The 22,678-nt window shown below is 48.7% G+C and carries 26 protein-coding genes; 14 read left to right on the top strand and 12 right to left on the bottom strand.

Annotated features, from left to right (window positions below; all coding sequences use genetic code 11):
• The first annotated feature begins 82 nt into the window (after window positions 1–82).
• From WES_RS11860 to yeaK, 4 genes are all read left to right on the top strand, one after another.
• Window positions 83–1,366: a YeaH/YhbH family protein gene (locus WES_RS11860; RefSeq protein WP_000219690.1), complete on the top strand. Its 1,284-nt coding sequence runs from the start codon at window positions 83–85 to the stop codon at window positions 1,364–1,366.
• A 280-nt stretch (window positions 1,367–1,646) separates the two neighbouring features.
• Window positions 1,647–2,990: a sensor domain-containing diguanylate cyclase gene (locus WES_RS11865; RefSeq protein WP_016158139.1), complete on the top strand. Its 1,344-nt coding sequence runs from the start codon at window positions 1,647–1,649 to the stop codon at window positions 2,988–2,990.
• Between the two features lie 180 nt (window positions 2,991–3,170).
• Window positions 3,171–4,661, top strand: coding sequence for a diguanylate cyclase DgcJ (gene dgcJ, locus WES_RS11870; protein WP_010354168.1), 1,491 nt, complete (start codon window positions 3,171–3,173; stop codon window positions 4,659–4,661).
• A gap of 42 nt (window positions 4,662–4,703) precedes the next feature.
• Window positions 4,704–5,207: a mischarged aminoacyl-tRNA deacylase gene (gene yeaK, locus WES_RS11875; RefSeq protein ID WP_000138049.1), complete on the top strand. Its 504-nt coding sequence runs from the start codon at window positions 4,704–4,706 to the stop codon at window positions 5,205–5,207.
• On the opposite strand, the gene yoaI is transcribed toward yeaK, so the two are convergent.
• The gene (yoaI, locus tag WES_RS0121305; RefSeq protein ID WP_000999631.1) at window positions 5,208–5,312 is read right to left on the bottom strand and encodes a small membrane protein YoaI; all 105 of its coding nucleotides are present in this window, start codon (window positions 5,310–5,312) and stop codon (window positions 5,208–5,210) included.
• 169 nt (window positions 5,313–5,481) lie between these two features.
• On the opposite strand from yoaI, the gene WES_RS11880 reads away from it, so the two are divergent.
• Window positions 5,482–5,928, top strand: coding sequence for a DUF441 domain-containing protein (locus WES_RS11880; protein ID WP_001516278.1), 447 nt, complete (start codon window positions 5,482–5,484; stop codon window positions 5,926–5,928).
• On the opposite strand, the gene WES_RS11885 is transcribed toward WES_RS11880, so the two are convergent.
• The gene (locus tag WES_RS11885; RefSeq protein WP_032147844.1) at window positions 5,912–6,706 is read right to left on the bottom strand and encodes an AraC family transcriptional regulator; all 795 of its coding nucleotides are present in this window, start codon (window positions 6,704–6,706) and stop codon (window positions 5,912–5,914) included. The genes WES_RS11880 and WES_RS11885 overlap by 17 nt on opposite strands.
• Window positions 6,707–6,802: 96 nt before the next feature.
• On the opposite strand from WES_RS11885, the gene nimT reads away from it, so the two are divergent.
• Both nimT and WES_RS11895 read left to right on the top strand, forming a co-directional pair.
• On the top strand, window positions 6,803–7,984 hold the full coding sequence (nimT, locus tag WES_RS11890) for a 2-nitroimidazole transporter (RefSeq protein ID WP_016158135.1): 1,182 nt from the start codon (window positions 6,803–6,805) through the stop codon (window positions 7,982–7,984).
• Window positions 7,985–8,038: 54 nt separating this feature from the next.
• Window positions 8,039–8,386, top strand: a complete 348-nt coding sequence (locus tag WES_RS11895; RefSeq protein ID WP_010354172.1) for a DUF488 domain-containing protein — start codon at window positions 8,039–8,041, stop codon at window positions 8,384–8,386.
• A 21-nt stretch (window positions 8,387–8,407) separates the two neighbouring features.
• Here the strand turns inward: WES_RS11895 and WES_RS11900 are convergent, their stop codons facing one another.
• Complete coding sequence (locus WES_RS11900; protein WP_000691925.1) at window positions 8,408–8,662, bottom strand: putative hemolysin; 255 nt, start codon at window positions 8,660–8,662, stop codon at window positions 8,408–8,410.
• 184 nt (window positions 8,663–8,846) lie between these two features.
• On the opposite strand from WES_RS11900, the gene WES_RS11905 reads away from it, so the two are divergent.
• Genes WES_RS11905 through yoaJ form a run of 3 tightly spaced genes read left to right on the top strand, consistent with a single transcriptional unit; the run spans window position 8,847 to window position 10,080 of the window.
• The gene (locus WES_RS11905; protein ID WP_010349484.1) at window positions 8,847–9,872 is read left to right on the top strand and encodes a sensor domain-containing diguanylate cyclase; all 1,026 of its coding nucleotides are present in this window, start codon (window positions 8,847–8,849) and stop codon (window positions 9,870–9,872) included.
• 32 nt (window positions 9,873–9,904) lie between these two features.
• Window positions 9,905–10,009, top strand: coding sequence for a YoaK family small membrane protein (locus WES_RS0121300; RefSeq protein WP_032147843.1), 105 nt, complete (start codon window positions 9,905–9,907; stop codon window positions 10,007–10,009).
• Window positions 10,006–10,080, top strand: a complete 75-nt coding sequence (gene yoaJ / locus WES_RS23600) for a protein YoaJ (RefSeq protein ID WP_001386836.1) — start codon at window positions 10,006–10,008, stop codon at window positions 10,078–10,080. The genes WES_RS0121300 and yoaJ overlap by 4 nt, the downstream gene beginning before the upstream one ends.
• Window positions 10,081–10,137: 57 nt before the next feature.
• Here yoaJ and WES_RS11910 read toward each other — a convergent pair whose 3' ends face one another.
• From WES_RS11910 to dmlR, 5 genes are all read right to left on the bottom strand, one after another.
• Complete coding sequence (locus tag WES_RS11910) at window positions 10,138–10,386, bottom strand: GlsB/YeaQ/YmgE family stress response membrane protein (RefSeq protein WP_000512152.1); 249 nt, start codon at window positions 10,384–10,386, stop codon at window positions 10,138–10,140.
• Window positions 10,387–10,533: 147 nt separating this feature from the next.
• Complete coding sequence (locus tag WES_RS11915; protein WP_000513737.1) at window positions 10,534–10,716, bottom strand: DUF1869 domain-containing protein; 183 nt, start codon at window positions 10,714–10,716, stop codon at window positions 10,534–10,536.
• A 3-nt stretch (window positions 10,717–10,719) separates the two neighbouring features.
• The gene (gene yeaR, locus WES_RS11920; RefSeq protein ID WP_000939314.1) at window positions 10,720–11,079 is read right to left on the bottom strand and encodes a DUF1971 domain-containing protein YeaR; all 360 of its coding nucleotides are present in this window, start codon (window positions 11,077–11,079) and stop codon (window positions 10,720–10,722) included.
• Window positions 11,080–11,249: 170 nt separating this feature from the next.
• Window positions 11,250–11,888 (bottom strand): leucine efflux protein LeuE, encoded by a 639-nt coding sequence (gene leuE, locus WES_RS11925; RefSeq protein WP_000457214.1) that lies wholly within the window; start codon window positions 11,886–11,888, stop codon window positions 11,250–11,252.
• Between the two features lie 132 nt (window positions 11,889–12,020).
• Window positions 12,021–12,938 (bottom strand): DNA-binding transcriptional regulator DmlR, encoded by a 918-nt coding sequence (gene dmlR, locus WES_RS11930; protein ID WP_016158134.1) that lies wholly within the window; start codon window positions 12,936–12,938, stop codon window positions 12,021–12,023.
• Window positions 12,939–13,040: 102 nt separating this feature from the next.
• On the opposite strand from dmlR, the gene dmlA reads away from it, so the two are divergent.
• The 4 genes from dmlA (at window position 13,041) to yeaX (ending at window position 18,164) form a co-directional block, all read left to right on the top strand.
• On the top strand, window positions 13,041–14,126 hold the full coding sequence (gene dmlA, locus WES_RS11935) for a multifunctional D-malate/3-isopropylmalate/tartarate dehydrogenase (RefSeq protein ID WP_000978479.1): 1,086 nt from the start codon (window positions 13,041–13,043) through the stop codon (window positions 14,124–14,126).
• Between the two features lie 250 nt (window positions 14,127–14,376).
• A complete protein-coding gene (yeaV, locus tag WES_RS11940; RefSeq protein ID WP_016158133.1) occupies window positions 14,377–15,987 on the top strand; it encodes a BCCT family transporter YeaV in 1,611 nt (536 codons plus the stop codon).
• Between the two features lie 31 nt (window positions 15,988–16,018).
• The gene (gene yeaW, locus WES_RS11945; protein WP_016158132.1) at window positions 16,019–17,143 is read left to right on the top strand and encodes a carnitine monooxygenase, oxygenase subunit YeaW; all 1,125 of its coding nucleotides are present in this window, start codon (window positions 16,019–16,021) and stop codon (window positions 17,141–17,143) included.
• 55 nt (window positions 17,144–17,198) lie between these two features.
• Complete coding sequence (gene yeaX, locus WES_RS11950; RefSeq protein ID WP_016158131.1) at window positions 17,199–18,164, top strand: carnitine monooxygenase reductase subunit YeaX; 966 nt, start codon at window positions 17,199–17,201, stop codon at window positions 18,162–18,164.
• Between the two features lie 54 nt (window positions 18,165–18,218).
• Here yeaX and rnd read toward each other — a convergent pair whose 3' ends face one another.
• The 4 genes from rnd to tsaB form a co-directional block, all read right to left on the bottom strand.
• Complete coding sequence (rnd, locus tag WES_RS11955; protein ID WP_016158130.1) at window positions 18,219–19,334, bottom strand: ribonuclease D; 1,116 nt, start codon at window positions 19,332–19,334, stop codon at window positions 18,219–18,221.
• A gap of 81 nt (window positions 19,335–19,415) precedes the next feature.
• Window positions 19,416–21,101, bottom strand: a complete 1,686-nt coding sequence (gene fadD, locus WES_RS11960; protein ID WP_000758422.1) for a long-chain-fatty-acid--CoA ligase FadD — start codon at window positions 21,099–21,101, stop codon at window positions 19,416–19,418.
• A 204-nt stretch (window positions 21,102–21,305) separates the two neighbouring features.
• Window positions 21,306–21,887, bottom strand: a complete 582-nt coding sequence (yeaY, locus tag WES_RS11965) for a Slp family lipoprotein YeaY (protein WP_000290576.1) — start codon at window positions 21,885–21,887, stop codon at window positions 21,306–21,308.
• 39 nt (window positions 21,888–21,926) lie between these two features.
• Window positions 21,927–22,622: a tRNA (adenosine(37)-N6)-threonylcarbamoyltransferase complex dimerization subunit type 1 TsaB gene (gene tsaB, locus WES_RS11970; protein WP_016158129.1), complete on the bottom strand. Its 696-nt coding sequence runs from the start codon at window positions 22,620–22,622 to the stop codon at window positions 21,927–21,929.
• Window positions 22,623–22,678 lie beyond the last annotated feature (56 nt).

Below are 22,678 nucleotides of genomic sequence, written 5' to 3'. Positions count from 1 at the left end.
GCGAACCGCAGGCCGGATAAGCAAAGCGCATCCGGCAATACAGGTGCAGCATACAGTTGGCAAATGCAGTACGGGGGGGCATATGACCTGGTTTATTGACCGGCGTCTGAACGGCAAAAACAAAAGCATGGTGAATCGCCAGCGTTTTTTACGCCGTTATAAAGCGCAAATCAAACAGTCGATCTCCGAGGCCATCAATAAGCGTTCGGTGACCGACGTCGACAGCGGCGAGTCCGTTTCTATCCCAACGGAAGATATTAGCGAACCGATGTTTCATCAGGGGCGTGGCGGCCTGCGCCATCGCGTTCATCCGGGCAATGACCATTTCGTCCAGAATGATCGAATTGAACGTCCCCAGGGTGGCGGCGGTGGCTCCGGCAGTGGTCAGGGTCAGGCCAGCCAGGACGGTGAAGGTCAGGATGAATTTGTCTTCCAGATTTCGAAAGACGAATATCTCGACCTGCTGTTTGAAGATTTAGCCTTACCCAATCTGAAACAAAACCAGCAACGCCAGTTGACCGAATATAAAACGCATCGGGCGGGCTACACCGCTAACGGCGTTCCTGCCAATATCAGCGTGGTGCGTTCATTGCAGAACTCACTGGCGCGACGTACCGCGATGACCGCAGGCAAGCGGCGGGAACTTCATGCTCTGGAAGAAAATCTGGCCATCATCAGCAACAGTGAACCTGCGCAATTGCTGGAAGAGGAACGGCTGCGCAAAGAGATTGCCGAATTACGCGCCAAAATTGAACGTGTTCCGTTCATCGACACCTTCGATTTACGTTACAAGAATTATGAGAAACGCCCCGATCCTTCCAGTCAGGCGGTGATGTTTTGCCTGATGGACGTTTCCGGGTCGATGGATCAATCCACAAAAGATATGGCCAAACGTTTTTATATATTGCTGTATCTGTTTCTCAGCAGAACCTACAAGAACGTCGAAGTCGTTTATATCCGCCACCATACCCAGGCGAAAGAAGTTGATGAACATGAGTTTTTCTACTCGCAGGAAACTGGCGGCACCATTGTTTCCAGCGCCCTGAAACTGATGGATGAAGTAGTGAAAGAGCGTTATAACCCGGCGCAGTGGAATATCTACGCGGCACAAGCGTCGGACGGCGATAACTGGGCTGATGACTCTCCGCTTTGCCATGAAATTCTGGCGAAAAAATTGTTGCCCGTTGTTCGTTATTACAGCTATATCGAAATTACCCGCCGCGCTCATCAAACATTGTGGCGGGAATATGAGCATCTGCAATCTACTTTCGAAAACTTTGCGATGCAGCATATCCGCGATCAGGATGATATTTATCCTGTGTTCCGCGAGCTATTCCATAAACAAAATGCAACTACTAAAGACTAAAACCATCAGCCGGGTCATTATTGCCTGGCTGATTTTTAGCTCACTGTAAATTAATTCATTTATTACATACGTTAGTTTACAATTGCTTTAAATATGTCGGCATCAGCTTTACAGAATTTAGTTCCATAAAAAAATCATTCGGAAAAAATAATTCTGTTAACACGTTTTTTTTCAGGGGTATTCTTTAATTATTTTTTTATCGATAAGGAAATTTGATCCTGGTCAAAACCATATATCTCTGCCATCAATAAAATCCAGCACTCACATTGCTCTCCTTTTTATGGTTTCTATGGGTACACAAAAATTAAAAGCTCAAAGCTTTTTTATTTTCAGCTTATTACTGACATTAATTTTATTTTGCATCACCACTTTATATAACGAAAACACCAATATAAAACTCATCCCACAGATGAATTACCTGATGGTTGTTGTGGCTTTATTTTTCCTCAACTCCATCATCTTTCTTTTCATGCTAATGAAATATTTCATTAAGCGTGATATTTTCCCAACACTCATTTTAAGTCTTGCTTTTTTAAGTGGTCTTTTCTATTTAACTGAAACCATTTTCATTATTCATAAGCCTATCAATGACAGTACCCTTATTCAGACGAAGTCGAATGATATTTCCATATTATATCTATTTCGCCAGCTAAGTTTCATTTGCTTAACCGCACTGGCTCTCTACTGTTATGGACGAAATAGCATCCTGACGAACAACAAGAAAAAAACCTGTATCTTGTTGCTGGCGCTGATACCTTTTATATTTTTCCCTTTTCTGGCACACAACCTGAGCAGCTATAATCCTGACTACTCTTTGTATGTCGTAGATTATTGTCCGGATAGTCATACGGCGAGCTGGGGAATTAACTACACCAAGATTTTGGTTTGTCTGTGGGCGTGTTTACTGTTTTTTATTATCATGCGTACACAATTAGCAAGCGAGCTGTGGCCGTCAATTGCATTATTATGCCTGGCATCGCTCTGCTGTAACTTGTTACTACTGACTCTGGATGAATATAATTATACTATCTGGTATATCAGTCGTGGCATTGAGGTTTCGAGTAAACTGTTTGTTGTCACCTTCTTGATATATAATATATTTCAGGAACTACAACTTTCCAGCAAACTAGCGGTTCATGATGTACTGACCAATATTTATAACCGTCGTCACTTTTTCAACAGTGTAGAGTCATTACTCTCTCGCCCTGTTGTGAAGGATTTTTGTATTATGCTGGTAGATATTAACCAGTTCAAACGTATAAATGCTCAATGGGGCCATCATGTGGGCGATAAAGTTCTGGTTTCCATTGTCGATATTATCCAGCAAAGTATCCGCCCCGATGACATCTTCGCACGTCTGGATGGTGAAGTGTTTGGATTGCTATTTACCGAATTGAATACCGCCCAGGCAAAAATTATCGCCGATCGGGTGCGTAAAAATGTCGAGCTCCTGACCGGATTTAGTAATAGATATAATGTCCCTGAACAAATGACCATCAGCATTGGCTGTGTTTTTTCCACGGGTGATACGCGTAATATCTCGCTTGTCATGACGGAAGCAGATAAAGCGTTATGTGAGGCGAAAACCGATGGCGGCAACAAAGTGATTATTCATTATATTTGAGTGCAAAATTATTCAAAGCCATGCTTTTTGCATGGCTCTGGCATACAATTTATTACCAATACCCCTAAATTTCCCCTCCCCAGCGGCGCAGAGATGAGTATAATTAGCGCCCCTGTACCAGGCCGCAATCGAACTTTATCTGGTTTTCTCGTTTCACTAACCGAAGGAGTGCCATTTATCATGAAATTGCACCATAGAATGCTCCGGCATTTTATCGCCGCAAGTGTCATTGTGCTGACATCTTCCTTCCTTATTTTTGAACTTGTCGCCAGCGACAGGGCTATGAGTGCTTATTTGCGCTATATCGTCCAGAAAGCAGACTCCTCCTTTCTCTATGACAAGTATCAAAATCAGAGCATTGCCGCACACGTGATGCGCGCGCTTGCTGCGAAACAGTCTGAGGTGTCGCCAGAACAGCGACATGCCATCTGTGAGGCTTTTGAGTCTGCCAACAATACCCATGGCTTAAACCTGACTGCCCATACTTATGCGGATTTACACGGAACATTGCAGACCGCATCCACTGACTGCGACACAATTGTCGAAGCAGCGGCGCTATTACCGGCATTTGATCAGGCGGTGGAAGGTAACCGCCACCAGGATGATTACGGTTCCGGTCTTGGGATGGCCGAAGAGAAATTTCACTATTATCTCGATCTCAATGACCGCTATGTCTATTTTTACGAGCCGGTCAATGTTGAATACTTCGCGATGAATAACTGGTCCTTCCTGCAGTCAGGAAGCATTGGTATTGATCGTAAAGATATTGAAAAAGTGTTTACCGGTCGCACCGTATTATCGAGCATTTACCAGGATCAGCGTACTAAACAGAACGTGATGAGTTTGCTGACGCCAGTCTATGTTGCCGGGCAATTAAAAGGTATTGTGTTGCTGGATATTAGTAAAAATAATCTGCGCAATATTTTTTACACTCATGACCGCCCTCTCCTCTGGCGTTTTCTCAATGTTACGCTAACCGATACCGATTCGGGACGCGACATTATTATCAATCAGAGCGAAGATAATCTGTTTCAGTATGTCAGTTACGTCCATGACTTGCCTGGCGGCATTCGTGTTTCGTTATCCATTGATATTCTTTACTTTATTACATCATCATGGAAAAGCGTTGTATTCTGGCTGCTGACAGCATTGATATTACTCAACATGGTACGGATGCACTTCCGCCTGTACCAAAACGTGACTCGTGAAAATATCAGTGATGCGATGACCGGGCTATATAATCGCAAAATATTAACGCCTGAACTTGAGCAGCGTTTGCAGAAACTGGTGCAATCCGGTTCTTCGGTGATGTTTATTGCGATTGACATGGACAAGTTAAAGCAAATAAATGACACCCTCGGTCATCAGGAGGGCGATTTAGCCATTACGTTATTAGCTCAGGCGATTAAACAGTCGATTCGTAAAAGCGATTATGCCATCCGTCTCGGTGGCGACGAATTTTGCATTATTCTGGTCGATTCGACGCCGCAAATTGCAGCACAACTGCCTGAACGTATCGAAAAACGTCTGCAACATATCGCGCCGCAGAAAGAGATCGGCTTCTCTTCCGGTATTTACGCGATGAAAGAAAACGATACGTTACATGATGCATATAAAGCTTCCGATGAGCGTTTATATGTCAATAAGCAGAACAAAAACAGCCGTTCATGATAATCTTCTGTGGTTGTTTGCTTGTAATCCCAGGAGCGTGAAATGACTGAAATGGCTAAAGGAAGCGTGACGCATCAGCGGTTAATCGCTTTATTATCACAAGAAGGCGCTAACTTTCGCATCGTTACCCACGAAGCGGTGGGTAAATGCGAAGCGGTGTCAGAAATTCGTGGCACCGCTTTAGGTCAGGGTGCTAAGGCACTGGTGTGTAAAGTCAAAGGTAATGGCGTAAATCAGCATGTTCTGGCGATCCTCGCTGCCGATCAACAAGCTGACCTTAGCCAACTCGCCAGCCACATCGGCGGGTTACGTGCTTCGCTGGCCAGCCCGGCGGAAGTCGATGAACTGACAGGCTGTGTCTTCGGTGCTATCCCGCCATTCAGCTTCCACCCAAAACTCAAACTGGTTGCCGACCCGCTACTCTTTGAGCGATTCGATGAGATCGCCTTCAACGCGGGTATGCTGGATAAATCCGTTATTCTGAACACCGCAGATTATTTACGCATTGCACAACCCGAACTGGTCAAATTCCGTCGTACTACGTAACTAGCTGGTTCGTTCAATAAGCAGAACAGATAGCACCAGCACAACCGCAATGGCAAAAAACGATGACGTGATAATCAGTGTCTCAACGAACATTTGATCGTTCATGGTCTTACCCCAGGGGATACCTGTTTTCACGTTATTGTTAGCGCACACAAATGGCAATTTGATGACAACTTGCCTGATTTTTTATGCATAACACGTAATTGTTCTCTGCTTCCTCTCATCAGCAGGCGTAAAGTAGGCAGGCTTATTATTTTTTGGCAAGGAAACCACGATGTTTGATGTCACTTTGCTGATCCTGCTCGGGTTAGCTGCGCTGGGCTTTATCAGCCACAACACCACTGTCGCCGTTTCAATTCTGGTGTTAATCATTGTCCGCGTCACACCGTTAAGCACCTTTTTCCCGTGGATCGAAAAACAAGGACTGAGTATCGGGATAATCATTCTGACTATTGGCGTTATGGCCCCCATCGCCAGCGGGACACTGCCGCCCTCAACCCTGATTCACTCGTTTCTGAACTGGAAATCGCTGGTGGCAATTGCAGTAGGTGTTATTGTCTCCTGGCTGGGTGGGCGCGGCGTGACGTTAATGGGCAGTCAGCCGCAACTGGTTGCCGGGCTGCTGGTGGGCACGATTTTAGGCGTGGCGCTGTTTCGCGGTGTGCCGGTCGGTCCGCTTATTGCCGCAGGTCTGGTCTCTCTGATCATCGGGAAACAGTAGTTAATCCCGCAATATACCGGCCTGGCGTTTGCCCCAGGCCTTTCTTAAACATGGTAATAAAAGCCGTTGTTGAATCATACCCCAGCATATGCGCCACTTTCTGAACACTATCGCCTTTCACTAACCTCTGAAGTGCCAGAATGAGCTGCAACTGATGACGCCACTGACGAAAGCTCAACCCCGTCTCTTTAACTATCAGCCTGGCAAGATTGCGTTCACTCATCGCAAAAAAATTTGCCCATTGCCCCAATGTCCCCCATTCGACGGGCTCTTTTGCCATCGTATCCACCATCACGCGGATTTTGGGGTGCGAAGAAACGGGTAACTGCAACTGTTGTTGCGGTTGCTGAGGGAGTTCATCAAACAGCACCTGAATTAATCTGCGCGTCATTGGTTCAGCACGTTGAGCTGCTGTTCTTTTTGCCAGCGTTAAAATTAATTCACGACATAAAGGCGCAATTTTCAGCGTGCAACATTTTGTCGGCATTATCACCGCACTGGATTCAATAAATAAAAAACAAAGCTCGGCATTCGCTGTTACCTGATTACTATGCTCCACACCACCGGGAATCCATACTGCATATTGTGGCGGCACCATCCACAGCGCATTTTCCACCGTACAGGTAATGGCTCCACGCAGAGCCAGTATCAGCTGCCCTTTGCGGTGCTGATGTACAGGACTGGTCAATTCATCCTTTCCGGCATGAATACAAAATGCGACCGCCGTTTCATGGTGAAGATCGGGTTCATAACCATTGAGATTTAACCTGTACATCATTTTGTCCGAATTTAGCGATAATTTGTCATTTTAGCTTGATTCAACATAACAATAAAAACGGTAAGGTACAGCCTCGTTTGTAACAATGAGAAGCATATGACCTGTTCAACTTCATTAAGCGGCAAAAACAGGATTGTCCTTATCGCTGGCATTCTGATGATTGCCACTACATTACGCGTCACCTTCACCGGCGCAGCACCGTTACTGGATACCATTCGTTCCGCTTACTCACTGACGACGGCGCAAACAGGGTTACTGACGACCTTACCTTTATTAGCCTTTGCGCTGATATCTCCTCTTGCCGCGTCGGTGGCACGTCGTTTTGGTATAGAGCGCAGCCTGGTGGCAGCATTACTTTTGATTTGTGCTGGCATAGCAATTCGCTCTCTTCCTTCGGCTTACTTATTATTTGGCGGTACGATTATCATTGGCTGTGGGATTGCATTAGGGAATGTCTTGCTACCAGGTCTCATTAAACGCGATTTTCCCCATTCCGTCGCCAGACTTACCGGCGCATATTCCCTGACGATGGGCGCTGCAGCGGCTCTGGGGTCAGCTCTGGTGGTGCCGCTGGCTTTGAACGGTTTTGGCTGGCAGGGCGCGTTGCTCATGCTGATGTGTTTTCCTCTGCTGGCTCTATTTATATGGCTGCCGCAATGGCGTAATCAACAACATGTGAATTTGAGTACCTCACGCGCCTTACATACCCGGGGTATCTGGCGTTCACCGCTTGCCTGGCAGGTAACATTGTTTCTTGGGATCAACTCACTGGTCTATTACGTGATTATCGGCTGGCTTCCGGCGATCCTCATCAGTCACGGCTACAGCGAGGCACAGGCAGGTTCGCTGCATGGTTTGTTGCAATTAGCCACTGCTGCTCCCGGTTTGCTGATCCCACTTTTCTTACATCATGTGAAAGATCAACGCGGTATTGCCGCTCTGGTCGCCTTAATGTGCGCAGTGGGTGCGGTTGGGCTCTGCTTTATGCCAGCACACGCTGTCACCTGGACTCTGCTTTTCGGTTTTGGTTCCGGGGCAACAATGATACTTGGACTAACGTTTATCGGACTGCGAGCAAGCTCTGCGCATCAGGCCGCTGCTCTTTCGGGTATGGCACAATCCGTCGGGTATCTGCTGGCAGCTTGTGGGCCGCCGCTAATGGGCAAAATACACGATGCTAACGGTGACTGGTCCACGCCACTGATTGTTGTCGCAATTCTTTCACTGCTGATGGCGATTTTTGGACTTTGCGCCGGAAGAGACAAAGAAATTCGTTGATATCCGGTGCTATAGTGACGATGCAAATCATGCGTGAAAGGGAGAACAAACACGATGAATATTCAGTGTAAACGCGTTTATGATCCGGCTGAACAGAGCGATGGTTATCGCGTACTGGTCGACCGTCTCTGGCCGCGTGGTATCAAGAAAACTGATTTAACACTTGATGAGTGGGATAAAGAGATCACGCCGTCAACGGAGCTGCGCAAAGCCTTTCACGGCGAAGTGATCGATTTTAAAACCTTTCGCGAACAATATCTTGCAGAACTGGCGCAACACGAGCCAGAAGGGAAACGGCTGGCGGAAATCGCCCAAAAACAGCCGCTGACCCTGCTCTACTCGGCAAAAAATACCACGCAAAACCATGCGCTGGTGCTGGCCGACTGGCTGCGAAGCTTGTGATTTTAGCCTGGCATCCGGCGGTTATTTTTCACCCGCCGGATGATCCCGTCGCCATAATGCCCATTCATCAATCGTTTCACCGCCCGGTAATTTGCAATTGTTGCTGACCCCTTGCGATGTCTGCACGGGAATGAGCGTACCGCCTTTCTGTTGGCAGTAGACCGACGCCGGATTCGCCATCCCAACATGTGGCGGTTTTGGTGCGTCGGGTTGAGAAGTGGTTGAACATCCCGCAAGAATTAACAGGCAAGGCAGAGTAAAACTGATAATTTTCATTCGTTGATCTCATACGTTTATCTACACCTTAGAGTATCGCGGTATCGTTTTGTTTTGCAGCACTATTTCCTTTACATTCACTTAAAATATATTACGGCTAGTTTCATCTTCTTTGATGATGTTTTATCATGCCTGCAAAGATTAAATAATCAGCATTTTACCCGCCGTATCCTGGAGTTCTTTCGTGTCAGATCAGATTATTGCCCGCGTCTCGCAGTCACTCGCCTCAGAACATTCTCTGGAAAGTCTGGTTCGGCAACTTCTGGAGATGCTGGAAATGGTCACCGACATGGAATCGACCTATTTGACAAAGGTGGATATTGACGCGCGACTGCAACATATCCTGTTTGCCCGTAACAGCCAGAAAATGCACATCCCGGAGAATTTTACCGTCTCGTGGGATTACTCGTTGTGCAAACGCGCCATTGATGAAAACTGTTTTTTCAGCGATGAAGTTCCAGGCCGTTGGGGTGACTGCATTGCGGCACGCAATCTTGGTATTACCACATTCCTGAGCACACCAATTCACTTACCGGATGGATCATTCTATGGCACGCTTTGCGCCGCCAGCAGTGAAAAGCGCCCGTGGAGTGAACGCGCAGAGCAGGTTTTGCAGCTATTCGCCGGACTGATTGCACAATATATTCAAAAAGAGGCGCTGGTTGAGCAATTACGTGAAGCCAATGCCGCTCTGATTGCGCAATCTTACACCGACTCTTTGACCGGCCTACCGAATCGGCGGGCGATTTTTGATAATCTGACGACGCTGTTTTCCCTCGCTCGGCATCTGAAGCGTAAGGCAATTATTGCTTTTATCGACCTGGATAACTTCAAATTAATCAACGACCGATTTGGTCACAATAGCGGCGATCTGTTTCTTATTCAGGTTGGCGAGCGCCTCACCAGGCTACATCAGAATGGCGAGATTATTGGTCGTCTCGGCGGCGATGAATTTTTGGTCGTTGCCCTGGCTAATGAAAATGCCGATATCCAGTCACTGCGTGAGCGTATCCAACAGCAAATACGTGGAGAATATCACCTGGGTGATATTGATCTGTTTTATCCTGGCGCCAGTCTTGGCGTAGTAGAAGTGGATCCTGAAACCACCGATGCAGACAGTGCCCTACATGCTGCCGATATCGCGATGTATCAGGAGAAAAAACACAAACAGAAACCCCCTTTTGTCGCGCATTCAGACAGGCACTCCTGAGGCGTATTCACATCCTTTTCTTTGGTGGTAACATGCGAATCGGTATTGTTTTTCCCGTCGTGATCTTTATTACGGCAGTCATATTTTTAGCGTGGTTTTTTATTGGCGGCTATGCGGCCCCAGGGGCATCAAGATGAAAAAAACAACGATTATTATGATGGGCGTGGCGATTATTGTCGTTCTTGGCACCGAGCTGGGATGGTGGTAATACCGCGTCGAAAAAATAGCAAAGGCTGCCTGTAGGCAGCCTTTGTGCTTTTCAGTATTAACTTTTGACTTTTCTGTAGATAAACAGCACGACCAGCGCACCAATCACGGCAACCACAAAACTACCAAAGTTGAAGCCATCGACTTTGCCAAAACCAAACAGTGTACTGATCCATCCACCAACTACGGCACCGATAATTCCCAGCAGGATGGTCATAAAGAATCCACCACCATCTTTACCAGGCATGATCCACTTCGCCAGAATACCGGCAATAAGTCCAAAAATAATCCATGACAGAATGCCCATTGTTTCCTCACTTATCTGTTTTGCATTAGCGGGTTAGTCGCTGATAAAAAGCATAGCACAACATAAGAGAGGCAAGAATTGTGATATGTGTCACAGAGCATTTTTTTTACGATGGCGCAGAATTAGCGCCATCTACATTAGCAATAATTACCAACCACACACATCATGTTCATTTTCCGTGTCATAAGAACGCACGGTATTGACGAGATCTTTTATCACTTCGGCCGCCACTTCTGGCACCAGTAATGTCATCGGCGTCTCTGTTTCGTAATCGACAGAAACGCCATTACTGTTATTGGTGACGGTTACGGTATACGTTGCTTTGCCCATAATTCATTTCCCGCTATGAATGACTTTCCGTTGTTTTGCACCTTCCATCAGGACTTCAGGAGCAACGAAGAAGTCGATGTTGAAATAAGTATCGTCAGTCATGGCTTCAATATTGTGCCACTTTTCCGGCGGGAACACTGCGAATTGACCTGCTTCGATGAGGATCACCTGATCAGGTTCTGCGCTGTGTTCATCGGCGTAGCCGAGATATTTGACCGCCCCATGCATAACGGACAGGCGTGGATAAACACCCGGACGCGTTCCTTTATCAAGATGACGTTCGAATATTCCGGCAGGCGCAGTTTGTTTATTCCAGAAAGGTGTTGAGCGCGTATGAATGTAATTTTGTGGGATTTGCAGCATTTTTTTCCCTCCTTCGGTAAATATGCTGAAAACCATTTATTCCAGCCGTTTCAGGGTACGCCTGATAATTTGCATTTTAAATACCATTTATTGGTTACTTTTTAACGTCATCCAGGCGAAATATAGATGTATTTCAGGAGGGAAGCCCGCAGCATCGCGGGCTGAAAGCATCAGGACTGCAGCGTCGCCAGTCGTGCGGCAAAACCCACAAACATCAGGCCAATCAGCGAGTTGCCCACTTTAGCCAGTTTCTTTTTGGTTCGAATGTACTGCGTGACAAAAGCACCAGAAATAATCAGGAAGCTCAAATAACAGAAGCTTACCAGTTCCAGAGTTGTCGCCAGAATAAAGAATGAAATCCCCGTATGTGGCGCATTAACATCGATAAACTGTACGAAAAACGACACATAGAACAAAATGGCTTTCGGATTGGTCAGACTCAAAATTAACGCGCGCTTGAAAATAGCGCCATATTGAGGTTCATCTGATTTGGCCTCGCTATTTTTACCCTTCAGGGTAGCGTAAAGAATTTTACTCCCCAGATAGAGTAAATAAAACGCGCCAAGATAACGTACAATATTGAATAATATCGGTGTGGTCTTAATTAAGGTTGCTACACCGGCCCACGCCAGAAACATCAATACTGCATCACCAATAAATACACCACAGGCCGCAAGATAACCGCCTTTCACTCCACTGCTAACGCTATTTTTAAGCACAAACAGGGTATTCGGCCCTGGCACCAGCACGATAAAAATGGCCCCAACCAGATAGGTCCAGTAATTCAGAACCCCATATTCTGCGAACACGTTAACCTCTTTAATTCTCTTTGGATCATGCGCGATTAAAGGTGAATATGCTAACCAATCCGCAACGGCTTAGAAAGGAGAAAATCAGGTTTTAACCTGACAATAACCTGAGAATAGAGTAAAAAATGGCGCTCATTCCAGTGAAAAATTCGGGTAATGATTTGCAAAATACTGGCGCAAAAACTCTACCGTAATCCTTACTTTTGCGGATGTCGCCAACCTTGAGACATAAACAGCCCAGACATTTGCTGGCTGATAATATTCAGGTAAAACCTGTACCAGATGTCCACTGGCAATATTTTCACTAACGTCCCACCAGGAGCGCAGCGCAATCCCTTGTCCATCGAGACACCACTGATGGACAATTTCACCATGATTAGACGACATCGGTCCGGTGACTTTAATGGCATGGTGCCCCTCTTTATTGCGCAATTGCCAGACACCAAACGGATGATCGCGCTCTTTTATGACCAGGCAGGGTAACGCAGAAAGATCCGTTAAATGTTTCGGTGCACCATATCGCGCAATAAACTCCGGCGACGCGCAGAGAATACGGTAATTGGTCGCCAGTTTACGGGCAATTAAGTTAGGTGCAATGTCGTCGCCAATACGAATATCCAGATCGACCCCTTCATTGACCAAATCGACCAACCGGTCTTCCACATCAAAACGTAACTCCAGTTGCGGATACGCCTTCGCCAGTGCTGACAGTGCCGGAGCTACCACCTGCCGTCCAAAACCAAAACTGCTGATAATACGCAGCATTCCCTGCGGCACCTGGCGCACGTCGGAAAGCTCATCCATCATCTGCCCGACATCCTGCAAAATCCGCTGCGCCCATTCATAAATCCGCTCACCTTCCTCGGTAATGGTGACGCGACGGGTGGTGCGGTGTAATAGCACCACGTTCAGAGTTTGCTCCAGCAAGGCGATGCGCTTGCTGACGAAGGCCGGTGAAACGCCTAATTCTTCCGCCACGGCGGCAAAACCAGCCCGGCGAGCCACCAGCATAAAGACGCGCAAATCGTTCAGCAGCGGTAAATTATTCATGATTCGTGTTTTATGTTTCACCAGTTGCGGGGATTAATTCCTGATCAGTCAATTATAGGATGGTGGAGTTGTCAATTTTGCTGATCAGGAAGTGAGAACCTAATGATGAAAACGATGCGTATTGCTGCGATCCCTGGAGACGGGATTGGCAAAGAAGTCCTTCCTGAAGGGATTCGTGTGTTACAGGCTGCTGCTGAACGCTGGGGCTTTGCCTTAAGTTTTGAGCAGATGGAGTGGGCAAGCTGCGAGTATTACAGCCATCACGGCAAAATGATGCCGGACGACTGGCATGAACAACTCAGCGGTTTCGACGCTATCTACTTTGGTGCCGTCGGCTGGCCGGATACCGTTCCGGACCATATTTCGTTATGGGGATCGCTGCTGAAATTTCGCCGCGAGTTTGATCAGTACGTCAACCTGCGCCCGGTACGCCTCTTTCCCGGCGTTCCCTGCCCACTGGCGGGTAAACAGCCTGGCGACATCGATTTTTACGTGGTGCGCGAAAATACGGAAGGCGAATACTCGTCTCTGGGCGGTCGACTGAATGAAGGAACGGAACATGAAGTTGTCATTCAGGAATCGGTATTTACCCGCCGTGGCGTCGATCGCATTTTGCAATATGCTTTTGAGCTGGCACAAAGCCGCCCGCGCAAAACCCTGACTTCTGCCACGAAATCTAACGGTTTAGCCATTAGTATGCCGTACTGGGATGAGCGAGTAGAAGCAATGGCAGAAAATTACCCGGAAATCCGCTGGGACAAGCAGCATATTGATATTCTCTGTGCGCGCTTTGTGATGCAACCGGAACGCTTTGATGTGGTGGTAGCGTCTAATTTATTTGGCGATATTCTTTCCGATCTTGGCCCGGCCTGCACCGGCACCATCGGCATTGCCCCATCCGCCAACCTGAATCCGGAACGCACTTTCCCGTCGCTCTTCGAGCCTGTCCACGGTTCCGCGCCGGATATCTACGGTAAAAATATTGCTAACCCTATCGCCACAATTTGGGCCGGTGCAATGATGCTCGATTTTCTCGGCAATGGCGATGAGCGTTTCCAGCAAGCGCACAACGGCATTCTGGCAGCGATTGAAGAAGTGATTGCTCACGGGCCGAAAACACCCGATATGAAAGGTAATGCCACCACGCCACAGGTTGCCGACGCGATTTGCAAAATTATTTTGCGTTAAGGTCGAACCAGTTTATTTGAACCGCGTCACTGACGCGGTTTTTTTATTCGTTCTTTACAGTAAATAACCTGCGTCATTTCACCTTTTATTGTTTCCGTTCCGTGTTTTATGGCTTTCCGTATTCTTAATTGTTTAATTTATGTAACATGCAAATAATCAATTTGTTAACCACAACAAAAAGTTCATTACCCTGCAAATAATTACAACTGGCAAAAGCCAGCGACGGGCTTTTATGCCCAGGAGATGACTCATGATGAGCAATGTTAAGAAAAAAGATTTGCCACTGATTAGCATCAGCCTGGTGGCCATTCTTTTCATCGCAGCCACATTAAGCCTTTTTCCGCAACAGTCGGCCGACGCGGCCAACGCAATATACAGTTTAGTTACCCGCACGCTGGGTTCCGCCGTACAGGTATTAGTTTTGCTGGCAATGGGGCTGGTAATTTATTTAGCCACCAGCAAATATGGCAATATTCGTCTTGGCGAAGGTAAGCCGGAATACAGTACGCTCTCCTGGCTGTTTATGTTTATTTGTGCCGGATTAGGTTCCTCCACGCTTTATTGGGGCGTAGCGGAGTGGGCCTATTATTATCAAACGCCTGGTTTAAATATCGTGCCGCGTTCACAGCAGGCACTGGAATTTAGCGTTCCCTACTCCTTTTTCCACTGGGGCATCAGCGCCTGGGCAACTTATACGCTGGCCTCATTAATCATGGCTTACCACTTTCATGTGCGGAAAAATAAAGGTCTGAGTCTTTCCGGCATTATTGCTGCCATTACCGGTGTTCGCCCGCAAGGCCCATGGGGAAAACTGGTCGATTTGATGTTTCTGATCGCCACTGTCGGCGCGCTGACCATTTCTCTGGTGGTGACGGCGGCAACCTTTACCCGTGGGCTTTCCGCGCTGACCGGTTTGCCGGATAACTTCACCGTGCAGGCATTTGTGATCCTGCTTTCCGGCGGCATTTTTTGCCTTAGTTCGTGGATAGGTATCAACAACGGTTTACAACGTCTGAGCAAAATGGTCGGCTGGGGCGCATTCCTGCTGCCATTGCTGGTTTTGATTGTCGGTCCAACCGAATTTATTACTAACAGCATCATCAATGCCATCGGCCTGACCACACAAAACTTCTTACAGATGAGCTTATTCACCGATCCGCTTGGCGATGGCTCATTTACCCGCAACTGGACCGTTTTCTACTGGCTCTGGTGGATCTCTTACACCCCCGGCGTGGCAATGTTCGTCACCCGCGTATCACGTGGTCGTAAGATCAAAGAAGTTATCTGGGGGCTGATCCTCGGTAGCACCGTCGGCTGCTGGTTCTTCTTCGGCGTGATGGAAAGTTTTGCTATTCATCAGTTTATCAAAGGGATAATCAACGTTCCGCAGGTGCTGGAAACGTTGGGCGGTGAAACGGCCGTTCAACAAGTTCTGATGTCGTTGCCAGCCGGTAAATTGTTCCTCGCCGCTTATCTGGGCGTGATGATTATTTTCCTCGCCTCGCATATGGATGCAGTGGCCTACACCATGGCAGCGACCAGCACGCGGAATCTTCAGGAAGGTGATGATCCAGACCGTGGCCTGCGTCTGTTCTGGTGCGTGGTAATCACCCTGATCCCGCTTTCAATTCTGTTCACCGGTGCATCGCTGGAAACCATGAAAACCACCGTGGTACTTACAGCCCTTCCCTTCCTCGTCATTTTACTGGTGAAAGTGGGCGGATTTATTCGCTGGCTGAAACAGGATTACGCCGATATTCCGGCTCATCAAATTGAACATTATCTCCCGCAGACACCGGTTGAAGCCCCGGAAAAAACGCCAGTGCTCCCTGCGGGAACCGTATTCAAAGGCGACAACTGAGCGCCATCATCCTAACGATAAAGGTATCCCTATGAGCAATCTGAGCCCTGACTTTGTACTACCCGGAAATTTTTGCGCTAACCCGCAAGAGGCGTGGACCATTCCTGCCCGTTTTTATACCGATCAGAACGCCTTTGAACACGAAAAAGAGAACGTCTTTGCCAAAAGCTGGATTTGCGTCGCTCACAGTAGCGAACTGGCGAATGCCAATGATTACGTAACGCGTGAGATCATTGGCGAAAGCATCGTGCTGGTACGCGGTCGTGATAAGGTTTTGCGCGCGTTCTATAACGTTTGCCCGCACCGTGGCCATCAGTTATTGAGCGGTGAAGGGAAAGCGAAAAATGTGATTACCTGCCCGTATCACGCCTGGGCATTCAAACTCGATGGCAACCTGGCCCATGCGCGTAACTGTGAAAACGTCGCCAATTTCGATAGCGACAAAGCGCAACTGGTTCCGGTGCGTCTGGAAGAATATGCCGGATTCGTCTTCATCAACATGGATCCCAACGCCACCAGCGTAGAAGATCAGCTACCAGGCCTGGCGGCAAAAGTGCTGGAAGCCTGCCCGGAAGTCCACGACCTGAAACTGGCGGCTCGTTTTACTACCCGTACGCCTGCCAACTGGAAGAACATTGTCGATAACTATCTCGAATGCTATCACTGTGGTCCGGCGCATCCAGATTTCTCAGACTCCGTTCAGGTTGATCGTTACTGGCACACCATGCACGGCAACTGGACGCTGCAATACGGTTTCGCCAAACCGTCCGAGCAGTCTTTTAAATTTGAAGAAGGTACAGACGCTGCGTTCCACGGTTTCTGGCTGTGGCCGTGCACTATGCTGAACGTCACGCCAATCAAAGGGATGATGACGGTCATTTATGAATTTCCGGTGGATTCTGAAACTACCCTACAAAACTACGATATCTACTTCACCAATGAAGAGCTAACCGACGAGCAAAAATCGCTGATTGAGTGGTATCGCGATGTGTTCCGCCCGGAAGATTTACGTCTGGTTGAAAGCGTGCAGAAAGGGCTGAAATCGCGTGGCTATCGTGGTCAGGGGCGCATCATGACCGACAGTAGCGGTAGCGGAATTTCCGAACACGGTATCGCCCATTTCCATAATCTGCTGGCGCAGGTGTTTAAGGACTAATGACATCGGCGGCGGTATTTTCCGCCGCCGGGCTGATTTTTGATGGAGTACAGCAATGTCAGACTATCAAATGTTTGAAGTACAGGTGAGCCAGGTTGAACCGCTTACCGAACAGGTGAAATGCTTCACGCTGGTGACAACCGATGGCAAACCGCTGCCTGCGTTCACCGGCGGAAGTCACATCATTGTGCAGATGAGCGATGATGATAACCAGTACAGCAATGCTTATTCACTACTAAGTTCGCCGATCGACACCTCTTGTTATCAGATTGCCGTTCGGCTGGAAGAAAACTCGCGCGGCGGTTCACGCTTTTTGCATCAGCAGGTAAAAGCGGGCGATCAATTGACCATCTCGACACCCAATAACCTGTTTGCTCTGGTTCCCTCGGCTCGAAAGCATCTGTTTATCGCGGGCGGTATTGGTATCACCCCTTTCCTGTCGCATCTGGCAGAGTTGCAACACACGGACGTCGACTGGCAGTTACATTATTGTTCGCGGAGTCCAGAAAGTTGCGCGTTTCGTGATGAATTAAACCAACATCCGCAGACTGATAAGATTCATTTTCATCACTCATCGATCGGAACGCGACTCGAATTAGTGCGATTATTGGCGGATGTCGCCCCAGGCACACACATTTATACCTGTGGCCCCGAGGCTCTGAATGACGCGGTGAGAAGTGAAGCAGCGCGTCTGGGTATCGCCTCCGACACGCTACACTTTGAACAATTTGCTATTGAAGACAAAACCGGCGATGCCTTTACGCTGGTACTCGCCCGTTCCGGGAAAGAGTTTGTAGTACCAGAAGAGATGACCATTTTGCAGGTCATTGAAAATAACAAAGCGGCAAAAGTGGAATGTTTATGTCGTGAAGGGGTATGCGGAACCTGTGAAACAGCAATTCTGGAAGGTGAAGCCGATCATCGGGACCAGTATTTTAGCGATGAAGAGCGCGCCAGCCAGCAGAGTATGTTGATCTGTTGTTCGCGCGCGAAGGGTAAACGACTGGTGTTGGATTTGTAGTTTATCCGAAGCCGGATGCGGCGCTGGTTGCGCCTTGTCCGGCTTACGAACGTTTTACTGCGGATATTCCTGCAATAAATTATGTAATGCTTCCGCCATCAACTCACCACGCCAGCCGGAAATCAGCTCAGGCAAATTGTTCTGCGGTTTTAATTTCCAGTGCCAGTTCAGCAGTTGGTTGATTTGCCGACGCGATGCCAGCAATTCGACGCTGATCTTGTGCGTTTCGCTCACGTCAGTAATCAGCGACTTAATCGCTTTAAACGCTTTGCGATAACCGGGCATATCCATCAGGTTAAGCATTGGCTGCGGTAAGGCCTCTTCCGGCAATGCCTGCGCTTTCTCTACCAGCGCCAGCAGCGTTTTACCGTGGAAGCGAATTTCACTACCGGATAAGCCCAGACTGTCCAGTTCGCCCAGACTCCCTGGCATATAACGCGCTACCGACCACAAATGTTCTTCACGCACGACAAAGTTCACCGCCAGATCGCGCTCCCGCGCCTTGCGCAGTCGCCAGTCGGCTAACAGTTGCAAACAGGCCAACTGACGTGTACGTAGCTGCCAGGCATTGGTGATATCACGCCAGGCATCTTCCGGCGCAACGACCTCCTGACGACGAGTTTGCATCAGGCGACATTCATCCAGCGCCGCAGGTAGCCAGCCAGAGGCTTCGGTTTCAACCATCAGTTTTGCGGTGATCGGTAACAGATACCAGACATCCGCCGCCGCGTATTCGCACTGACGTTCGGTTAGCGGTCTGGCGAGCCAGTCGGTGCGCGATTCACTCTTGTCCAGCGTAACGCCGGAATACTCTTCCACCATGGAGGCAAAACCCCATGACATCGGGCGTCCGCAGAATGCGGCGAGGATTTGCGTGTCAATCAGGGGTTGTGGTAATTCACCAAAGACATTGAGGAACACTTCCAGATCTTCACTGCCCGCATGGAGAAATTTGGTGATGGAAGGATCGCGCAGGATCGCTTTCAGCGGTGACCAGTCGGTGATCCAGAGTGGATCGATTAGCGCCAGATGCTCGCCATCGAAAAGTTGAATCAACCCCAGTTGTGGGTAATAGGTGCGCGTACGAACAAATTCAGTATCCAGGGCTATCGCCGGAAAGGCACGGACGGCTTCACACAAAGAAGCCAGCGCATCGTCCGTGGTAATCATTTGGTAATTCAAATTGTATTCTCTTTAGTGGGCGTCAAAAAAAACGCCGGATTAACCGGCGTCTGACGACTGACTTAACGCTCAGGCTTTATTGTCCACTTTGCCGCGCGCTTCGTCACGTAATTCTCGTCGCAAAATTTTTCCGACGTTAGATTTCGGTAACTCATCACGAAACTCCACCAGCTTCGGTACTTTGTAGCCCGTGAGCTGACGGCGGCAAAAGGTCACCAGTGACTCTTCGGTAAGCGATGGATCTTTTTTCACTACGAAGATTTTCACCGCTTCACCACTGGAGCCGGAAGGTACGCCAACAGCCGCGACTTCCTGTACGCCAGGATGCTGCATGACGACATCTTCAATCTCGTTGGGATAGACGTTAAAACCGGAAACCAGAATCATGTCTTTTTTACGATCGACAATGCGCAGGAATCCTTCTTCATCCATCACCGCAATGTCGCCTGTGTGTAACCAGCCATTTTTGATGATCTCATCGGTAGCATCCGGACGCTGCCAGTAACCCAGCATCACCTGCGGTCCTTTGACGCAAAGCTCACCCGGTTGACCCGGTGGTACTTCGTTGTCGTCGTCATCCACCAGTTTGGCTTCCGTCGATGGCACCGGCAAACCGATGCTACCGCTATGATAATCAATATCATACGGGTTAACGCTGACCAGCGGCGCGCACTCGGTCAGGCCATAACCTTCCAGCAGATACTGTCCGGTCAGTTTCACCCAACGTTCTGCCACCACTTGCTGAACAGGCATCCCACCGCCTGCGGAAAGGTGCAGACTGGAGAAATCCAGCTGCTGGAACTCTTTATTGTTCAGCAACGCATTGAACAAGGTGTTAACGCCAGTGATAGCGGTAAACGGATATTTCGCCAGCTCTTTCACCAGCCCCGGAATATCACGTGGGTTAGTGATAAGCAGGTTCTGCCCGCCGAGTTCGATAAACAGCAGGCAGTTAATGGTCAGTGCAAAAATGTGATAGAGCGGCAGTGCCGTTACTACCAGTTCTTTACCTGGATGCAGCAACGGCCCATAGGTGGCGTTGACCTGTTCCAGGTTCGCCAGCATATTGCGGTGAGTCAGCATCGCGCCTTTCGCCACACCTGTGGTGCCGCCGGTGTATTGCAGGAAAGCTAAATCTTCCGGCACCAGTTCGGGTTTGACGTACTGCATCCGGTAGCCGTTGTGCAGGGCGCTACGAAATGAAATGGCATCTGGCAGATGGTATTTCGGCACCAGACGCTTGATGTATTTAACAACGAAATTGACTACCGTGCCTTTTGCCGTAGATAGCTGATCGCCCATACGGGTCAGAATAACGTGCTGGACGGCGGTTTTATCGACCACTTTTTCCAGGGTATGGGCAAAGTTAGACACGATGACAATCGCCGATGCGCCGCTGTCGTTGAGCTGATGCTCTAGTTCGCGTGGGGTATACAACGGGTTAACGTTTACGACGATCATCCCGGCACGCAAAATGCCAAACAGCGCCACCGGATATTGCAATAAATTAGGCATCATCAACGCAACGCGATCGCCTTTCTTCAGCCCCAACCCTTGTTGCAAATAAGCGGCAAACGCGCGACTGCGTTCTTCCAGCTTGCGGAAGGTCATCACCTCCCCCATATTCACAAACGCAGGCTGATCGGCGTAGCGCGCGACCGACTGCTCAAACATATCTACCAGAGATTGATAACGGTCAGGGTTGATCTCCGTCGGAACGTCCGCGGGATAACGGTTAAGCCAAACCTTCTTCAATTCTTCACCTCTAAAATGCGTGTTCGTCGTCATCGCAACCCCAAATGATATACATGCCGTTAACATAATATTAACTCATCATACCAGCTTGATAATTACCCAACGAAAAGGTTGCGAAGCGCGTCACTATTTATTTTTATCTTTACCGTAAGAATGCAGAAACAGCGGACCAGCCGCTGTTTCTTTTTCTTTAAAAACAAGCAATTATTCAGTTACAACTGTTTGTACTCTCGCGGGACCGGGATTATACCAGCCCCATCCGCCGTAGCCATAGGGCCAGCCACGACCGCCATAAAACCATGGATCAATCGGCTGAGGCGGCATAATCACCTGCTGGGTTAAATGCCAACGTTTGTAACCCGTAACTTGCATCACCATAAATTTATAGGGCGTATTGCCGATTTTGCCGTCAACCGCACCGGTGATTGGCCCGACTACCGTAACCAGTTGTCCACGGAAATCCACCGGGTCCAGAAAACCGTTCACATCGGCATAAATGCGACCGCGAGAAGGTTCTCCCAGCGTCGGTCTGGCTCCGCTGTCCAGTGGTACGGTGGCAATTTCCAGGCGGGTTTTCCCTTGCTGGTTTTGTACCGCAACCACTTTGCCACCAAAGCGTGCCTCCTGACCAACGTACAGCTGCGGCGCACTCATAACCCGAACTAAATCTTGTTGCGGCGTGGGACTGCTGCCTTTAATGGCGTCCGGCACAGTGACACAACCGCTCAGCATTAGCGCAAACGTACCTGCCAGTATGCCTTTGATAACATTCTTTTGAACCGCCATGATGCGACTCCTTTTTTTCTCAGGGCATACTCTTAAGATTCATTCTTTGCCCGGAAGTTTCTTCCATGCGACGTTGTTACGTAAATAAACCGGTTCGGCATGTTCCACCGCCACCGTTTTACCCTCGGCAAACATCTGACAAGCAATCGGCAGCATATCTTCCGCAGCGGGTAGTAACACTTCGCCATCGCGCAAAACCAGCCCGCTCTCTTTACCGAGATCCGGCCAGGCTTGCCAGCCCGTCCCTACCGTCACCCATTCGCCGGAAAGCTGTTGCATTCGTTCATGAACGAGTTCGGGTTTGAGTACGGCTTCGGTTTCTTCACCGTGCCAGACACCGTGTTCATCACGCTGATATTCGGCCCAGTAAACTTCGCCCATTCGCGCGTCAATGGCTGCCAGCACGCGGGTAGCGCCGTTTTTGCGCCACGCCCCTTGCGCCATCGTCATTAGCGTGGAGACGCCAATCATCGGCACCTCTGCGCCAAGCGCCAGCCCCTGCGCAATACCAATACCGATGCGCACGCCGGTAAAGCTACCAGGGCCACGTCCGTAAGCCAGAGCGTTTATGTCAGTCAGGGAAGTTCCGCTGGTGGTCAGGATATCCTGCACCATCGGTAAGATTCGTTGAGTATGTTCACGAGGGCAAAGCTCAAAATGAGCGTTGACAGTACCGTCGTTCCACAGGGCGACAGAGCAGGCCTCTGTCGCGGTATCGATAGCCAGAATTCGCATGGGTCTTCGTGCTTAGATCAATAAAAAGGCGCGCATCATACCATACTCAATAACAA

It is taken from the genome of Escherichia sp. KTE31 (assembly GCF_000407925.1).
Lineage (GTDB): Bacteria > Pseudomonadota > Gammaproteobacteria > Enterobacterales > Enterobacteriaceae > Escherichia > Escherichia ruysiae.
This window is presented reverse-complemented; position numbering and strand designations above follow the sequence as displayed.

What these genes read in the sequence shown, in the direction of transcription:
- yoaI (WP_000999631.1), bottom strand. Translation starts at nt 5,312, where the DNA reads ATGAACGATCAAATGTTCGTTGAGACACTGATTATCACGTCATCGTTT.
- nimT (WP_016158135.1), top strand. Translation starts at nt 6,803, where the DNA reads ATGACCTGTTCAACTTCATTAAGCGGCAAAAACAGGATTGTCCTTATC.
- WES_RS11885 (WP_032147844.1), bottom strand. Translation starts at nt 6,706, where the DNA reads ATGATGTACAGGTTAAATCTCAATGGTTATGAACCCGATCTTCACCAT.
- dmlA (WP_000978479.1), top strand. Translation starts at nt 13,041, where the DNA reads ATGATGAAAACGATGCGTATTGCTGCGATCCCTGGAGACGGGATTGGC.
- WES_RS0121300 (WP_032147843.1), top strand. Translation starts at nt 9,905, where the DNA reads ATGCGAATCGGTATTGTTTTTCCCGTCGTGATCTTTATTACGGCAGTC.
- yeaK (WP_000138049.1), top strand. Translation starts at nt 4,704, where the DNA reads ATGACTGAAATGGCTAAAGGAAGCGTGACGCATCAGCGGTTAATCGCT.
- tsaB (WP_016158129.1), bottom strand. Translation starts at nt 22,622, where the DNA reads ATGCGAATTCTGGCTATCGATACCGCGACAGAGGCCTGCTCTGTCGCC.
- WES_RS11915 (WP_000513737.1), bottom strand. Translation starts at nt 10,716, where the DNA reads ATGGGCAAAGCAACGTATACCGTAACCGTCACCAATAACAGTAATGGC.
- yeaW (WP_016158132.1), top strand. Translation starts at nt 16,019, where the DNA reads ATGAGCAATCTGAGCCCTGACTTTGTACTACCCGGAAATTTTTGCGCT.
- yeaR (WP_000939314.1), bottom strand. Translation starts at nt 11,079, where the DNA reads ATGCTGCAAATCCCACAAAATTACATTCATACGCGCTCAACACCTTTC.
- WES_RS11880 (WP_001516278.1), top strand. Translation starts at nt 5,482, where the DNA reads ATGTTTGATGTCACTTTGCTGATCCTGCTCGGGTTAGCTGCGCTGGGC.
- yeaY (WP_000290576.1), bottom strand. Translation starts at nt 21,887, where the DNA reads ATGGCGGTTCAAAAGAATGTTATCAAAGGCATACTGGCAGGTACGTTT.
- rnd (WP_016158130.1), bottom strand. Translation starts at nt 19,334, where the DNA reads ATGATTACCACGGACGATGCGCTGGCTTCTTTGTGTGAAGCCGTCCGT.
- yeaV (WP_016158133.1), top strand. Translation starts at nt 14,377, where the DNA reads ATGATGAGCAATGTTAAGAAAAAAGATTTGCCACTGATTAGCATCAGC.
- WES_RS11865 (WP_016158139.1), top strand. Translation starts at nt 1,647, where the DNA reads ATGGTTTCTATGGGTACACAAAAATTAAAAGCTCAAAGCTTTTTTATT.
- WES_RS11910 (WP_000512152.1), bottom strand. Translation starts at nt 10,386, where the DNA reads ATGGGCATTCTGTCATGGATTATTTTTGGACTTATTGCCGGTATTCTG.
- WES_RS11895 (WP_010354172.1), top strand. Translation starts at nt 8,039, where the DNA reads ATGAATATTCAGTGTAAACGCGTTTATGATCCGGCTGAACAGAGCGAT.
- yeaX (WP_016158131.1), top strand. Translation starts at nt 17,199, where the DNA reads ATGTCAGACTATCAAATGTTTGAAGTACAGGTGAGCCAGGTTGAACCG.
- dgcJ (WP_010354168.1), top strand. Translation starts at nt 3,171, where the DNA reads ATGAAATTGCACCATAGAATGCTCCGGCATTTTATCGCCGCAAGTGTC.
- WES_RS11900 (WP_000691925.1), bottom strand. Translation starts at nt 8,662, where the DNA reads ATGAAAATTATCAGTTTTACTCTGCCTTGCCTGTTAATTCTTGCGGGA.
- WES_RS11860 (WP_000219690.1), top strand. Translation starts at nt 83, where the DNA reads ATGACCTGGTTTATTGACCGGCGTCTGAACGGCAAAAACAAAAGCATG.
- dmlR (WP_016158134.1), bottom strand. Translation starts at nt 12,938, where the DNA reads ATGAATAATTTACCGCTGCTGAACGATTTGCGCGTCTTTATGCTGGTG.